A 17,374-nucleotide genomic window follows, 5' to 3' on the forward strand; every position below is an offset into this window, starting at 1 on the left:
GATGAAGATGAAGAAGAAAATTAATTGCTTCATACCTTTCGGCACTCCGGAAGATACCATGCAGACAGTAAAGGAACTACAAGTGTCAGAGCTAGTAAATAAGATCTATTTATTAGGTTCGGAGCCCGGTAAGAAAGCTCTTCCGGGTTGTGAATATCTCTCTGTTAAAGGGTTCTATTCCACAGACACAATGAAAACAATTGCAGCCAATGCCAATACGGAATATACTCTGTTCTACTTGAAACAAACTCCATTAAAACTGGGACTGTATGCCTTGGAACGCATGGTGCAAATCATAGAGAACGATAAAAAGAATGGAATAGTTTATGCCGACCACTATCAGCTGATTAACGGAGAACTTAAACAAGCACCTGTCATTGACTACCAATTAGGAAGCGTCCGGGATGATTTCGATTTCGGTTCCATGCTTCTATTCAGTTCTTCTGCCTTCACTAAAATAGCAGATGCTTTGCGTGAAGAGTACAAATACGCAGGACTATATGCTATGCGTCTATTCATCTCTTACAAATATTCAATTGTGCACATCAATGAATATCTATACACCGAAATTGAAACAGATACCAGAAAAAGCGGAGAGAAACAATTCGACTATGTAAACCCCAAAAATCGGGAAGTACAAATTGAAATGGAAGCTGCCTGTACCGAATACCTGAAATGTATTGATGCTTATTTCATGCCTACTTCTTCACGGCCTGTAAATCTTCACAGCGAAAACTTTGAATTCGAGGCATCTGTCATCATCCCTGTACGCAATCGTGCTCATACAATCCGCGATGCTGTCAATTCGGCTTTAAACCAACGGACCACTTTCTCTTTTAACATTATTGTTATCGACAATCATTCCACCGATGGAACGACGGAAATTCTCCAAGAACTAAGTAGCGATAAAAGATTGATCCATATCATCCCCCAAGAACATGATTTAGGTATAGGAGGGTGCTGGAACAAGGGTATATGTCACGAAAAATGCGGAAAGTTCGCTATACAGTTAGATAGTGACGATTTATATAAAGATGAATCCACTTTACAAAAAATCGTAGACACCTTTTATAAGGAAAGCTGCGCAATGGTCATAGGTACCTATCTAATGACCGACTTCCAACTGAACGAAATACCCCCCGGTATCATTGACCACAAAGAGTGGACACCGGAAAATGGAAAGAACAACGCTCTACGTATCAATGGTTTGGGTGCTCCACGAGCTTTCTACACTCCTATTCTTCGTAATATCAAATTGCCGAATACCAGCTATGGTGAAGATTACGCCATAGGATTACGAATCTCACGGGAGTATAAGATCGGACGTATCTATGATGTAATATACCTCTGTCGCCGTTGGGAAGGTAACTCTGACGCCGCATTAAGCACAGAAAAAGTCAATCGGAACAACTTCTACAAAGACCGAATCCGCACATGGGAAATTAAGGGCAGAATCCAGATGCATACTATTGATGAAGAGTTTCAGGAACTTGTAGAGGAAATGATAGAAAACCAAAAAGAAAACTGGGAACTTGCGAAAAGGAACTATGAAGCGTTGGAAGAAAATCTGGAAAAGAAAAAAGTCTTGAAACTGAAGGAAGAAGATAGAGAGATGAAAGTTAGAATTTTCCCGAATCCTCAACGCATCCTCTCGACCATGGCAAAAACAGATAGTCGTTCTATCCAGGAAAGGCCTTGTTTCTTATGCGGGAAAAACCGCCCCGCAGAGCAAACATATCTACCATTCGGACATTATGAGGTATGCCTCAACCCCTACCCCATTTTTCAGCGTCACTTGACAATAATCGACAAGGAACACACTCCACAAAGCATGAAAGGACGTTTTGAAGATATGCTTCACTTAGCTGAAAACCTGGACGAGTTCTATATACTCTATAACGGACCGGAGTGCGGTGCTTCCGCCCCTGACCACATGCATTTCCAGGCAGCAGGAAAAGAAGAAGAACTGACTAACCCTTTTGCGCTGAATTTCTTGAAGAGTATATTAGAAAATGAAAACGGCGTAACAACTTATGTAGACAATGTATTCACAACTTGCATAGGTATGACATCAGGTCTGAAAGTTGACTTAATGCAACAATTTGAAAAGGTCTACCAAAATCTTTCCATCATTTATTCGGATAAGGAACCTTTAATCAACATGATAACCTGGTATGGTCTCGATAAAATAAGCCATTTCGGAGGTGACGAAATAGAAGTATGGAATTGCATCATTTTCCTACGCTCAAAACATCGTCCCGATTGCTATTATACCCCAAAAGAAAAAGGGCTATTAATAAGTCCGGCTGTTGCAGAAATGGGTGGCATATTCCCGATTGTCAGAGAAGAAGACATGGATAAATTAAACGCCAAAAAACTCACAGAGATTTACAAGGAGATAAGTTTATCTCCCCAACAATTAAATACTCTATGCGATCAATTATTCAAAAAGAAATAGTAATAAAGTAATATGCGAGTCCCCTTAATAAGTGTTGGTATTCTTTCCGGGAAAGAGATTGAATTTTCTTTCCCTATAAAATTTATCTCTTCCGACGAAACAGAAAGCTCCGGTATGCAAAAGGCTATTTACCGGGATGGGAAGATTCATTGGCAAGGGAAAGAATATAATGAATTATCTTTCACTCCCCAACAAGGTGCACCTGCTTTCTTTGAACTGAAAGATGTGACCATCGGAATCAATTTCCATTGGGAACGCAAAGAAGTCCAGAAATTCAAAGGGGAGTTAAAGATCATCGTCGAAGGGGAACAACTTACTGCTATCAATATTATTTCCATCGAAGAATATCTCATCAGTGTGATTTCATCAGAAATGAGTGCTACTGCTTCTTTAGAACTACTAAAGGCACATGCTGTTATTTCCCGAAGTTGGCTGTTGAATAAGTGGAAGACAGAGAGTAGAAAACAGGAAATGAAGAACGAGAAAACAGGAAAGTCTATACAGAAGGATAGCGCAACCTGTTCTCCATCTTTCGTTTCGGATTCTCAATTTATCAAATGGTATGACCACGAAGCGCACAAAAACTTTGACGTATGCGCAGACGATCACTGCCAACGGTATCAAGGAATCACACGTGCCTCAACACCACAAGCTATCGAAGCAGTCACTGCTACCCGGGGCGAAGTATTGATGTATGCAGGAACGATTTGTGATGCCCGTTTCTCTAAATGTTGCGGCGGGGCTTTTGAAGAGTTCCAGAATTGTTGGGAAAACGTAAAGCACCCCTATCTCATCGGTCAACGGGATTGTAAGATCGAAGACCAACTACCCGATTTGACAATAGAGACGGAGGCTGATAAATGGATTCGTACTTCTCCTGTCGCATTCTGCCACACGCAGGACAAAAAGATCCTAAGCCAGGTTTTAAACAACTATGACCAGGAAACGACAGACTTCTATCGTTGGAAAGTCTGCTACTCCCAACAAGAACTTTCAACCCTGATTCATCAACGTTCGGGGATTGATTTCGGGCAAATTCTGGACTTAATTCCTATAGAACGGGGAACGTCGGGACGCCTTGTCCGATTGAAGATTGTAGGAACCTTGCGGACACTTATTATCGGAAAAGAGCTGGAAATACGTCGTACCCTATCTACTTCCCATCTTTATAGTTCTGCCTTCGTAATAGACAAGGAATATAAAGAAAAGGGACATAAAAAAGATAAAAATCCTTCACGATTCATCCTTATCGGAGCCGGATGGGGACATGGAGTAGGACTTTGTCAGATTGGTGCTGCCGTAATGGGAGAGCAAGGTTATAAGTATGAAGAAATACTGTCTCACTATTACCCCGGCAGTACGCTCGAAAAACAATATCAATGAAAAAAAGAACAATGCCATGACAACACCCACTATAAAAAGAAATCCCTGGAGCTGGATACCAACCCTCTACTTCGCAGAAGGGCTGCCCTATGTAGCGGTAATGACGATTGCTGTTATCATGTACAAGCGTTTGGGATTATCCAATACGGAAATAGCTTTATACACTTCCTGGCTCTATCTTCCCTGGACTATCAAACCTCTATGGAGTCCATTCGTCGATCTGGTGGAAACAAAACGGGCTTGGATTATTGCCATGCAAGGTTTCATCGCCGCCGGATTTGCAGGGATAGCCTTCTTTATCCCAACTGCACATTATGTACAGTTGACTCTTGCTTTTTTCTGGTTGCTAGCCTTCAGCTCCGCTACACATGACATCGCTGCAGATGGTTTCTATATGCTCGGACTCAATAATAAGGAACAATCTTTCTTTGTCGGTATCCGGAATACCTTCTATCGGCTTGCCAACATTTTCGGGCAGGGAATTCTTGTCATGCTGGCAGGATGGTTGGAAACATCACAAAACAATATTCCCTTGGCATGGAGTATTACATTCTACCTTCTTGCAGGATTGTTTCTTGCTCTTACTATCTATCATCGTCTGATTCTCCCCCATCCTGATTCGGACATTAAACGTCCCGGACTCACACCGGGTAAATTGTTGGGAGATTTTCTTCTGACCTTTGTCACCTTCTTCAAGAAAAAGAACCTGGGTCTCATGTTCTTTTTCCTTCTCACTTACCGGTTGGGAGAATCACAGTTAGCCAAAATAGCTTCTCCTTTCCTGCTCGATGCTACCGATAAAGGTGGGCTAGCTTTATCTACCGCAACTGTCGGAATGATCTATGGAACTATAGGCGTCATAGCTTTATTAGTTGGCGGAATCATCAGTGGTTTCCTCGTTTCCCGCGACGGATTCAGAAAATGGATATTACCTATGGCGTTAGCTATCAACCTTCCTGATCTATTATATGTATGGATGGCTGCCGCCACTCCGGATAATCCTATATTTATAGCCATTTGCGTAGCTATCGAACAACTGGGCTATGGTTTCGGCTTTACCGCTTATATGCTATATCTGATTTATATTGCGGAAGGCGAACACAAAACGGCGCACTATGCTATCGGAACCGGGTTTATGGCACTTGGTATGATGCTTCCGGGGATGCCTGCAGGATGGATACAGGAGCATCTCGGATACACCAACTTCTTTATTTGGGTTTGTATTTGTACCCTACCCGGTATCGTCGCCTCATTAATGATCCGCAACCGACTGGAAGATTCTTTCGGAAAGAAACAATAAACTTACTTATTAACTTAACACATTAAAAAGTGACAGTCATGAATACAACAAGTAACAAACGCCTTTTGGCACTCGATGTAATGCGAGGCATTACTATCGCAGGAATGATTCTGGTTAATAATCCGGGCTCTTGGGGACATGCATACGCTCCCCTAAAACATGCCCAATGGAACGGTCTTACCCCCACAGACCTGGTTTTCCCTTTCTTCATGTTTATCATGGGAATCTCCACCTACATCTCACTTAAAAAGTATAACTTTACATTCAGTACTCCGGCTGCCCTGAAAATAATCAAAAGAACCATTGTTATTTTCCTTATCGGAATAGCCCTCAACTGGTTTGCCTTACTGTGTTACACCCACAATCCTCTCCCATTTGAGCAAATTCGCATCTTGGGAGTCATGCAGCGTCTTGCGCTCTGCTATGGTGCTTCAGCACTTATTGCCTTGCTATTGAAACACAAGTATATACCTTATCTGATTGTGGTATTATTAGTAGGTTATTTCATTATTCTCATTACCGGTAATGGTTTTGCCTACAACGAAACGAATATTCTTTCCATCGTCGACCGCAGCATCTTGGGAGACGCTCATATGTATCAAGACAACCACATCGACCCGGAAGGACTTCTTAGCACTATTCCTTCTATCGCACACGTATTGATCGGATTTTGCGTCGGCAAACTACTCATGGAAGTAAAAGATATACATGAAAAATTGGAACGGCTTTTCCTTATCGGTACTATCCTGACTTTTGCAGGTTTCCTATTTAGCTATAGTTGCCCATTCAACAAAAAGATATGGTCGCCCACCTTTGTGCTGGTCACTTGCGGATTAGGCTCCAGCCTATTAGCTTTACTCGTCTGGATTATCGATATCAAAGGATGTAAAAAATGGAGCCGTTTCTTTGAATCTTTCGGAGTGAATCCTCTCTTTATTTATGTAATGGCAGGTGTCATCGCCGTTTTGGTAGGTGCTATCACCGTCACTTATCAGGGAGAAAGTGTCTCCATCCAACAAGTCGTCTACAGATGTGCCCTCCAACCTGTTTTCGGGGATGAAGGAGGTTCTCTTGCCTATGCTATCCTCTTTGTCTTACTTAACTGGTCAATAGGCTATATATTATACAAAAAGAAAATATACATTAAGATATGATACTCATTGCAGATAGTGGTTCTACCAAAACCGACTGGTGCATCGTTTTCAACGACACCCCAATCAAACGAATTGGAACGAAAGGAATCAATCCCTTCTTCCAATCAGAAGAAGAGATTCAACAAGAGCTGACACATTCCCTTTTGCCACAACTACCGGAAGGAACGATCAACTCCGTCTTTTTTTATGGTGCAGGATGCACTCCCGAAAGAGCTCCCGTTCTCCGACGAGCCATTGCCGACAGCCTACCCGTGATCGGAAATATCAAAACCAACTCGGATATGCTTGCCGCTGCCCGCGGACTATGCGGACATGAAGCTGGGATTGCCTGCATCCTCGGCACAGGTTCCAACTCCTGTTTCTACAACGGTGAAGAGATTGTCAACAACATCTCCCCTCTCGGATTCATCCTGGGAGATGAAGGAAGCGGCGCTGTCCTTGGCAAATTACTGGTAGGAGACATCCTGAAGAACCAGCTTCCACCCGCCATCAAAGAAGCTTTCTTAAAACAGTTCGACCTGACGGCTCCCGAAATCATTGACCGGGTGTATCGCCAACCCTTCCCGAATCGTTTTCTGGCAAGTCTCTCCCCCTTTATAGCGCAACATCTGGAAGAGCCGGGGATACGACAATTAGTGCTTGATAGTTTTATTGCTTTCTTCCGAAGAAACGTAATGCAATATGATTACACGCAGTACCCTGTACATTTTATCGGATCAGTGGCTCACTGCTACAGGGAGATATTACAAGAAGCTGCACAAGAGACAGGAATCAGAATCGGAAAGATTCTGCAAAGTCCGATGGAGGGGCTAATTTTATATCATACCGCTTCATCTCAATCCTTGTAATTTGTATTTTTAGTCAATTGCCATTATCAATATGCAGATAACTGAACAACCGTCGCTCTACGACAATCTGGAAAAGAAGTCCGTACGAGAAATATTAGAAGACATTAACCGGGAAGACCAAAAGGTAGCGTTAGCCGTACAAAAAGCCATTCCACAAATCGAACAGCTCGTCAACCAAATTGTACCCCGCATGAAACAGGGTGGACGTATCTTTTACATGGGTGCAGGTACCAGTGGGCGCTTGGGAGTGCTGGACGCTTCCGAAATTCCTCCTACTTTCGGAATGCCCCCAACCTGGATTATCGGATTGATAGCCGGGGGGGATACAGCCCTGCGCAATCCGGTAGAAGGTGCCGAGGACGATATGAGCCGAGGATGGGAAGAACTTACGGAATATCATATCAATCAAAAAGATACAGTGATTGGCATTGCCGCTTCGGGCACTACTCCTTATGTAATCGGTGCCTTACGGGAGGCCCGCAAGCATGGCATCCTGACAGGTTGCATCACCAGCAATCCGAATTCTCCGATGGCGGCAGAAGCAGATGTCGCCATCGAAATGATTGTCGGTCCGGAATATGTCACAGGAAGTTCGAGAATGAAATCAGGCACCGGACAGAAAATGATTCTGAACATGATTAGCACGTCGGTGATGATTCAACTCGGACGGGTAAAAGGAAATAAGATGGTAAACATGCAACTTAGTAATCATAAACTGGTAGAAAGAGGAACCAGGATGATTATGGAGGAACTGGGATTAGATCATGACCATGCACAAAAATTATTGTTGTTACACGGTTCTGTAAAAAAAGCGATTGACGCTTACCGATATTCTCAAGATCATTAAAATCTCTACTTACTCTTGTTTAATCAAGAGTATATTATACGCATCACATACCAATCTTATTAATACGGAATATAACACATTAACCATTATTATTCATCCGACAGTCTCATAGATACAATACAAAAAGATTTTGAAACAAAATCAAAAACATTTATTGAACAAACCGGTTTGTTCACACTTCTTCATTTTATCCCCAAAGAAAAAAACTTCAAGAAATAGTAGATTAGTATCAACAGAATAAATAATTGAAACATACCCAAAGCCCGTTCTTATCAATACCAACTATCTTTGCATCGTGTCACAGTACAGACGAAAAATAAACCATTTCTGGAATTTAAGACACAAAGAAGATAATCTCGCTAAATATAATATTTATGAAGAAGAACATTTGCATCATTTTGAGCCTGTTGTTATATACAATAGGAATGCAGGCAGAAGTAAGACTTCCCGGAATCTTTTCCGACAAGATGGTTTTACAACGTGACACCCCTATCCCATTATGGGGTTTTGCAGATCCTAAAGAAACTGTTGTTATTGAATTCAACGGAAAGCAATACAAAACCCGGGCTTCCCAAACAGGAGAATGGGCGGTCAACCTGCAGAAGCACAAGGCCGGAGGTCCCTACGAATTGAGAGTCAACCAGAAAATAATACAAGATGTATACATCGGCGACGTGTATCTATGCAGCGGACAATCGAATATGGAACTTACCGTAAAGCGCGTCATGGATAAATACAGGGATGAAATCATGTCGTATGAAAACAATCTGATCCGTTATACCAAAACGTCGTACGCTTACAACTTTATCGAGCCTCAACAAGATAGCAATAATGAATGGAAAATCTGTACCCGGGAGAATACGTTGGACTTCGCAGCCCTATGTTATTTCTTTGCAAAAGAAATGCAGGCAGAAAAAGGAGTTGCAATTGGCATTATCAATAGTAGCTGGGGAGGGACAAACATAGCATCATGGTCTACCCGCCAGTCACTCGAGAAATATGCCAGATTCCGGGAAAAGCTCCAGTCCCCACAGTACTTCCATCCTGATTATCCGGATTCTGTGAAGAACGCCCAAAAAGAACAAGTGAATCAATGGCATCGACAGCAATCGGCAAATGACCTTGGGAACAAAGAAAAATGGACAAGTGACGGTTTCGACGCTTCAGATTGGAAAAAAGTGGATGTATTCAACTCCAATTGGGGAGGTAGCTGGAACACTCCTCTCAATGGAGTCCATTACTTCCGCCAGCGAATTAACATACCCGAATCATTAGCCGGACAACAAGCTGTTTTACGCGTGGGAACACTAAAAGACTCGGATGCTACCTATATAAACGGTATCTGTGTAGGAAGAACAAGTTATCAATATCCTCCGCGTATTTACCAAGTCCCGACAGACTTACTCCGTGCCGGTGAAAACGAGATTGTCATCCGCCTTGTCAGCAGTGCCGGACGTCCGGAATTTGTAAAAGGGAAGCCTTACCAATTGGAAATAGCCGGTCAGACAATTCCACTGACCGCTATGTGGCAGCATAAAATAGGCTGTACAATGAAGCGTATTCCTTCCACTATCGGATTCCAAAATGAACCCACCGGACTATATAATAGTATGATTCATCCGCTACGCAACTACGGAATACGAGGCATAATCTGGTATCAGGGAGAGTCGGATACGGGTCCTGAAGGTAGCAAACATTATGAAAGACATCTGATTGATCTTGTAAACGACTGGCGTACCCAATGGAACAATAAAAACCTGCCTTTCGTCATTGTGCAACTTGCGAATTACCAACAAAGAAGCAAAGTGCCTGTAGAAAGTGGCAACGCACAAGTACGTGAAGCACAACGCAAGGCAAGTCTCCAGTTAAAGAATGTCGGACTGGCCACTGCCATTGATTTAGGTGAAAGTAATGATATTCATCCACTCAACAAAAAAGACTTGGCACACCGTTGTGTGCTTCAAATGAACAAACTTTCTTTCGGTGAGAAGAATATCGTAGCGGAAGGGCCTATGGCTGAAGCTGCCGAATTAAAAGAAAACGGTCGGATCGTTATCTCTTTCAGGCAAGGAACAGGCTCTTTAAAGCAAGCTAAATCATTAGAAGGCATTGCCATTGCTGCCAATGATGGAAAATATAAATTTGTAGAGGCCTATACCGAAGGGGATAAAGTAATTGCTTTATGGAACGGAAAAGGAATACCGGCAAGCATCCGCTATGCATGGGAAAACAATCCACCCTCTTCCATCTATAATACAGAAGGACTTCCTGCATCCAGTTTCCAATTACCAATTATCAACAAATAGAATATCCGGTTACTGTGAAACATAAGATCAATGATTAACAACAAATTACTAAATATTGAAACCATGAAAAAGTTATTTCTATTCTTCTACCTCTCTGTTGTGAGTATAGCGGCATTTGCCGCTGAACAATTTGTAATATTCACACCGGCCGGTAATCATTTTCCGTTGGTTGCCAACGGAGTTCCTTGTCCGATATACATAGATTCTTCCGAAGACAAAGGGGTAATGATTGCTGCCGGCAATCTTCAACAAGACATACTGCAGGTATGCGGAAAAAAGCCCGAACTCTTAACAAGCACAAGTTCGAAACGGTGTATCATTGCAGGTACTTATGGCACTCCTTTTATAAAGAAGCTGATGTCAGCAGGCAAAATAGACAAAAAGGAATTGGATGGAAAAAATGAAAAATACATCCTGCAAGTCATCGCCAATCCTTGCGAGGGAATAGATGAAGCGGTAGTTATCATCGGCAGCGACAGACGCGGCACTATTTATGGTATCTACGAGCTTTCTGAACAGATGGGAGTATCTCCCTGGTATTGGTGGGCAGATGTTCCCGTCATGAAACAAGCAAATGTATATATTAAACCCGGACAATACTCGGACGGAGAGCCGGCCGTAACCTATCGCGGTATCTTTCTGAATGATGAAGCACCGTGTCTTACCCGATGGGTAAAACACACATACGGCACCAACTACGGCGACCATCGTTTTTATGCACGGGTGTGTGAACTGATACTACGCCTGAAAGGTAATTTCCTTTGGCCGGCCATGTGGAGCTGGGCTTTCTATGCTGACGACCCGCAGAATAGTAAAACAGCAAGTGAAATGGGAGTCATTATCGGCACGTCCCACCACGAACCGATGGCACGCAACCATCAGGAATGGTCACGCAAGCGCAAAGAATATGGTGCATGGGATTATACAACTAACCAAAAAGTGATCGATCAGTTTTTCCGTGAAGGCATCGAACGGATGCAGGGTACAGAAGATATCGTAACCATCGGTATGCGCGGAGACGGTGACGCAGCCATGAGTAAAAGCACCAATGTGAAACTTCTGGAGAATGTAGTCAAGAATCAGCGCAAGATTATTGAAGAAGTCACCAAACGTCCGGCCAAAGAGACTCCGCAAGTATGGGCGTTGTATAAAGAAGTATTGGATTATTACGATAAAGGTATGCGTGTGCCCGATGATGTTATCATGCTATTGTGTGATGATAATTGGGGCAATGTATGCCGCCTGCCAAATGCCAAAGAACGCAAGCATCCGGGCGGTTGGGGCATGTATTACCATGTAGACTACGTAGGTGCTCCGAGAAACTCTAAATGGCTGAACGTAACCCCTATACAAAATATGTGGGAGCAACTTCAACTCACATACGATTACGGAGTAGAAAAGCTGTGGATATTGAATGTAGGCGATTTAAAGCCAATGGAATATCCGATCACGCTCTTCATGGATATGGCATGGAATCCCAAGCAATTCAACGTCTCCAACTTGCTGGAGCATCCCCGTCGTTTCTGCGCACAGCAGTTTGGCGAAGACCAGGCGGATGAAGCCATGCGAATCTTAAACCTGTACAGCAAATACAACGGCCGCGTGACGGGAGAAATGCTCGACCGGAATACTTATAACCTGGAGACCGGCGAATGGAAACAAGTATCTGATGAATATCTGAAACTGGAAGCGGAAGCTTTGAGACAATACATATCACTGAAACCGGAATATAAAGATGCCTACAAGCAATTAATCCTCTTCCCCGTTCAAGCCATGGCAAACCTGTACGAAATGTATTATGCACAAGCCATGAACCATAAATTGTACAAAGAAAACAATCCGCAAGCTAACGAATGGGCAGATAAAGTGGAACAGGCTTTTGCACGGGATAAAGCGTTGAGTGACGATTATAACAACATTATGTCCGGCGGCAAATGGAAGAATATGATGATTCAGAAACATATCGGTTATACCTCATGGAATGATAACTTCCCCGCTGATACACTGCCTAAAATCTACCGAATCGAAAATCCGGAAAAGGCTGTCGGCGGATACGTATTCACCGGACAAGACGGATATATAGCCATAGAAGCCGAACATTACTACAGCGCTAAAGCAGCGCCTGATACGGAATGGACAGTGATTCCCTATATGGGGCGTACCCTTAGTGGCATGGCTCTGATGCCTTACACACAACCAACTGACGGAGCTTCTATCTCCTACAAGATAAAGTTGCCTAAAGGAATTGACAAGGTGACTGTCCATGTGATAGTCAAATCAACTCTTGCTTTCCACGATCGCAAAGGACATGAGTATAGTATCGGATTTGAAGGAGGAAAGGATCAGACGATCAATTTCAATCATAACTTAAACGAGCTTCCTGAAAATGTATACAGCATATACTATCCGACAGTCGCACGACGCATCGTTGAGAAAAAAGCAAAACTGAATGTACCGAATACATCAGACGGTATGCAAACAATCACTTTCAAACCTCTTGATCCGGGCATCGTGCTGGAAAAGTTAGTCGTAGACTACGGAGGCTATAAGAAATCTTATCTGTTTATGAACGAATCGAAAAGTAAGAGAGAAAGTAGATAAAAAAGCTCAATCCAATCAATGCAGAGATGAGTTAATAACTACATCACTGATTGTATTTACATATAAATTTTGCAGTTCTTATTGTCAGCCGTCATTCCTATTCATTAGATAAATGATTTTCAATCCTTTAGATGCTGACAATAAGCCCTGACAATAGGCTGACAATAACATTTTATAAGTTTTATTGTCAGCCTATTATTTTATGATTTTGCTCTCCCATATCTCCTATCCTTCCAGCTTTACTTACCTTTCAAGAAAAGCCGCCATTAAACATCCGTCATACAACCGGCATACTTATATCATTCAATAACTATTGTTCGATCAGGATACCGGTATACTTAATTCTTCACGGCCGTGGTAGCTTCTTCCCACAGCCGTGACGAGTTCCTACCACGGCCGTGGGAAGATCTTGTCACGGCCGTGGGAAATTAATGATACCGGTACTTTAATGGAACAATACCGGTATCCCAACGCAACTATACCTGCTTCCCTTCTTATACCTCCTTACTTAATCAGCTTGCAAACAAGCTACTTGACAAGAAAGCAAGGCTGATAATAAAAAAAACACCAATCACGATGTATTACCTGAACACAAGATAGATTATACACAGAAACAGCCCTCGCGCGGAGAATAACTCCGTAGCGAGGGCTGTTTTTTTCAACAAATAAATACTTAATCTATTTCATCTGTCAGCACAAACTTGACAATCTTGGTTATACCTACCTTTGATTTAGCTATGTAAATCGCCTGCACCTTATCTATATGTTCAAGTTCACAAACGGCTTTCGTTTTTCCGGCATCTATTCCCCCTATACAAGTACTCTTTTCAACCCCTTCATAAAGTACATAGATTTCCACACGAGAGTCTGTAGCCTCTATCTCTAAAACAATATGATTATAAACGGAAAGATCCACATTTTTTGTATTTTTCCAGCCGTACTGTCCGTAAGCATGGTCATAAGTAATCGTCTGTGTTTCGCTGTCTCCTCTGGAGAAATACCCATACGTCCGAGGGAAAAGTTGAATAGGCTCTTCTTTTGCGTTCGCCGCTATTGCGGCGAACAGACAAAACATAAGTAAGAAACTTTTCATTCGTATTCTCATATTATCCTTTTTATTATAATTCTATTGGCACTAGCGGAACCAAACGCATATTGGCAAGTCCCATTTCAAAGTCTGTAATATTCACACAATTCCATTGAGGATCTGCAGTCTGACCATTTTTATACATGAAATTACCATTAGAGAAAGTAAACAATGACGTATAAGTTATAGCATATTTGCTCAACCAGGCTCCCAGTGTCATTGTTTCCGATTCACCTGCCGTATCCAATATGAAGTCTGTGAATCTATAAGTAAAGGTATGCCATTCTCCATTAAAGTCAAATGGTTTGTCCACTCTCCACGGAGCAATATTAATATTACGGGTTCCATTCAATCCACCTCCGTCTTTATTCACACGCCAGGCCAACATTCCGCTTATCCATGGGGTAGGCATATACATATCGACCTGCATTGCAATATCTTTAATCAGAGTTTCTCTGGTTATCTCAATATCCGTTTTCTCCAATAGCTTTTCCAATTGACTCCTTGTCGAGAATCTCAAGTAAGCCCCATGGTTACTGGTACTTACCGGAACAGAACTACTCTTAAAGTAAATAAAGTAATCGGGATTCACCGGATGAGTATCATTTGCCGGACGGTTATCTGGGCTATACAATGCTGATTTATTATACGCCATAGGACTCCCTGACGGACTACCCAGTTTCAACTCTTCATCCGTGAACTCCTGCAAGAACACTCCCTGTTTGTAGAACATGACAATTCCTTTCACCTCAACATCAGCACCTTCGCTCTCTATACGAATATATCCTGCCTTATCTCCCACACCTTCCGGCACAAGTACATCCATGGAAGTCGCATCCGATGAGGCACTCTGAACGAGACTTTCCTTTTCACCTGTGGAAGAAGGGAAAAAGACTTTCGCCTTATCGTACAGATTGACACCTGTAAGCCGGATCACATTACCGGGTTTAGGCATCGTATATGAAATTTCCGTCACACTAGGGACAAAACCTAAAAGAGTAAATTCCCGGCTAACACCAATTTCATCATACGCATTGACAACAGTCAGTTCTCCGTCGCCCACTGTAAAATCTTCCGTATCTACCGGTACAGTGAAAGTGATACGATTGCTTTCTATCGTTGTCGGCTCTATTTCCTGGTTGTTAAAAGACAGTTTTTGAAAAGTGGCAAAGTATTTTCCTTCAATGACCACCACCGAGTTGCGCCCGGCTTCCGTAATGGCATTACCATTTGCGTCCGTAATTCGGTTGATTTCTACCTGCTTGCCCGCAATAACACAATCCAGCGTGCGATCATCATAAGCCGTCACAAGGCGCATTTTATTCCGGCTGTCCGGATTCTCGACAGCATTCCCGAAAGGCAAAGTTTCCGGAATAGTCACAACCAGGAAGGCATCGTTCTTTTCTTCGGCAGGAATACCGGCCAAATCAACAGAAGTACCATTAATATACAGTTCATTGGCTGTTTTCAGTCCGTTACCCTCAATACGTATCTTACCACCTATCGGCAGTTCTTGCACGGCTTCCCACGTTCTTCCGTCATTTTCTGTCAGCGAAAAACCGGTCACAGTAATTTGCCTGCCAAAGAATTGAAAATCGTTGGCCGTACAAGTAGCGGCTCCCGCTTTATTCACTACCCGGATCAAGTTGACGTTCACCTCTTTAATCTCTCCCTCATCTACAGGAATGTCCGGAATAACAAGCTCTATCGCATTGTCCTCTGCATGAAAAGCAGAAATGAGCCCACCATTGATATAGACGGCAATCGTCTGCGCCATGTTAGTACCCTCAATACGCAAAGGGGTACCAATCCGAATTTTACTTTCTGCTCCAGGAATAATCCATTCTTCAATGTCTTCATCCCAAACACATACTTTTACAATGGTAGGAGGCAGCAAATTATCTACCGTTTCATTGTCATCGCTGCAAGAAAATAATCCCATTATAAAGGTTATTATCAGGCAAGCAATTATTCCCGATTGTATAGATTTAAAAGTTTTCATATCTAATCTGTTTCATGTTTATATTTTATTCTTCCGGAGTCACATAGGGAACCAAACGCAAGTTAGTGATGAACATACGGAAATCCGCTCCCTCTTTCATGGTCAATCCGGCCGACAGGACATCGAAGTTGAGGATAGTGAACAGTGAGTGCACACCGCTCGCACTCCAAGCATCAATCGCCTCGCCCAAGTTGGCATACTTGGTATGTATCTCGAAAGTAAGCGTCTTCCAACTGCCGTTAAATGCGTATGGCTTATTGTTAGTCCACGAAGCCACATTCCATGCACTTTCACCATTACCCTTTCCTCCATTCTTGTTCATGCGCCAGCCTACCACGCCGGTGCTCCAATCATGATTCATATAGATGTCCGCCTGCAAAGCTGCCTTGCGGGCATCCGTTTCTCTGGCCCATTCTCCGTCGCTGTTGTCTATCAGATACTGTAATTGCATTCCTGTATTGAAACGGAAATAACCGAAAGGCGAATTATTATCGCTCACCACCGGAAGAGTGGCCGGAGCAGTTTCGGGTATACTGAAGATATAGGCTCTGGCACCTGCGGGTACTTGCGGCGCATCTGCCGCGTTGATTGAGTAATAGGCGCATTTCTGCGGAGAGATGACACTTCCGGACACACCATAGTTCAAAGCTGTGGTTCCTTCATGATCGTGCACAAACATTGCTTTGTCGTAGAACATATAATTGGGAGTGTAATAGTTCTCACCCAATTCTGCCATCTCCACCCGGAGGGAACCACTCCGTTCGCCCACTCCATCAGGCACCTTGACAGTTATCCGCGTTCCATCTTCGGACACTACCATATCTCCGGTGCCATCGATATAGGGAACCTGCACTTCATTGCCGTCATTGCCTGGAAAGTAAACGGCTGATGCACCATTGAGGTACTTCCCTATAAGGGTGATGTGATCGCCCGGATGGGGCAACGTGTATGACACGTCTGTAATGCCGGGCATCTTGTTCACATCTTTAAAGATGAAACGGTATACTCCTTCACCGTGGAAAGTCACCACCCTGAGGGTATTTTTGACTGATTCATCTTCTATCTCATGTGCCATCGGAACACTGGAGGGTACTTTAAACGTGAGATGGGAGTCACTCATGTAAGTAGAGTTGTATTCCGTCACCTGCAAACCGTTGCAATAAATAGCTTGCAAACCACTAAAGCCACTACCGTCCACCCGAATCCAGGTTCCGGTATAAACAGAGGTTATCTGTCTGGCTTCTTCACCAAGCATATTGCTCCACACACTGTATATGCGGACATCATCGTCGTCGTCAGAACAAGAAAATACGCTAAACAACGAGAACAGCAATAAAGTGCTCAAACACAAATTCGTTAATATCTTATCTGTTATCTTCATAGTAGTC

11 protein-coding genes are annotated in these 17,374 nt (G+C 43.0%); 8 read left to right on the plus strand and 3 right to left on the minus strand.

All coding sequences use genetic code 11. The features are described from left to right. Positions 1-7: 7 nt before the first annotated feature. From AB5217_RS04325 to AB5217_RS04360, 8 genes are all read left to right on the plus strand, one after another. Positions 8-2,458: a DUF4922 domain-containing protein gene (locus AB5217_RS04325; RefSeq protein WP_211480749.1), complete on the plus strand. Its 2,451-nt coding sequence runs from the start codon at positions 8-10 to the stop codon at positions 2,456-2,458. 12 nt (positions 2,459-2,470) lie between these two features. Beyond that, on the plus strand, positions 2,471-3,841 hold the full coding sequence (locus AB5217_RS04330; protein WP_211480750.1) for a SpoIID/LytB domain-containing protein: 1,371 nt from the start codon (positions 2,471-2,473) through the stop codon (positions 3,839-3,841). A gap of 16 nt (positions 3,842-3,857) precedes the next feature. Next, the gene (locus AB5217_RS04335) at positions 3,858-5,141 is read left to right on the plus strand and encodes an MFS transporter (RefSeq protein ID WP_032854584.1); all 1,284 of its coding nucleotides are present in this window, start codon (positions 3,858-3,860) and stop codon (positions 5,139-5,141) included. A 38-nt stretch (positions 5,142-5,179) separates the two neighbouring features. Beyond that, complete coding sequence (locus AB5217_RS04340; protein WP_032842909.1) at positions 5,180-6,295, plus strand: acyltransferase family protein; 1,116 nt, start codon at positions 5,180-5,182, stop codon at positions 6,293-6,295. Next, positions 6,292-7,143, plus strand: a complete 852-nt coding sequence (locus tag AB5217_RS04345; RefSeq protein WP_004299691.1) for an ATPase — start codon at positions 6,292-6,294, stop codon at positions 7,141-7,143. Before AB5217_RS04340 ends, AB5217_RS04345 begins: the two co-directional genes overlap by 4 nt. Before the next feature lie 31 nt (positions 7,144-7,174). Beyond that, complete coding sequence (gene murQ / locus AB5217_RS04350) at positions 7,175-7,990, plus strand: N-acetylmuramic acid 6-phosphate etherase (protein ID WP_050486432.1); 816 nt, start codon at positions 7,175-7,177, stop codon at positions 7,988-7,990. Between the two features lie 374 nt (positions 7,991-8,364). Beyond that, positions 8,365-10,296, plus strand: a complete 1,932-nt coding sequence (locus AB5217_RS04355) for a sialate O-acetylesterase (protein WP_032854583.1) — start codon at positions 8,365-8,367, stop codon at positions 10,294-10,296. Between the two features lie 63 nt (positions 10,297-10,359). After that, the gene (locus tag AB5217_RS04360) at positions 10,360-12,897 is read left to right on the plus strand and encodes a glycosyl hydrolase 115 family protein (RefSeq protein WP_032846764.1); all 2,538 of its coding nucleotides are present in this window, start codon (positions 10,360-10,362) and stop codon (positions 12,895-12,897) included. A gap of 673 nt (positions 12,898-13,570) precedes the next feature. Here AB5217_RS04360 and AB5217_RS04365 read toward each other — a convergent pair. Genes AB5217_RS04365 through AB5217_RS04375 form a run of 3 tightly spaced genes read right to left on the minus strand, consistent with a single transcriptional unit; the run spans position 13,571 to position 17,367 of the window. Beyond that, positions 13,571-14,002, minus strand: a complete 432-nt coding sequence (locus AB5217_RS04365; protein ID WP_230595652.1) for a hypothetical protein — start codon at positions 14,000-14,002, stop codon at positions 13,571-13,573. A gap of 13 nt (positions 14,003-14,015) precedes the next feature. After that, positions 14,016-15,986 (minus strand): glycan-binding surface protein, encoded by a 1,971-nt coding sequence (locus tag AB5217_RS04370; RefSeq protein ID WP_230595650.1) that lies wholly within the window; start codon positions 15,984-15,986, stop codon positions 14,016-14,018. Positions 15,987-16,011: 25 nt separating this feature from the next. Then, entirely contained in the window at positions 16,012-17,367 is a 1,356-nt protein-coding gene (locus AB5217_RS04375; protein ID WP_368112722.1) for a glycan-binding surface protein, read from the minus strand. Positions 17,368-17,374: the final 7 nt, after the last annotated feature.

Origin of the sequence: Bacteroides sp. MSSM.1001136sp1_RTP21357st2_D2_RTP21359_211015 (genome assembly GCF_040913205.1) — a bacterium.
Lineage (GTDB): Bacteria > Bacteroidota > Bacteroidia > Bacteroidales > Bacteroidaceae > Bacteroides > Bacteroides ovatus.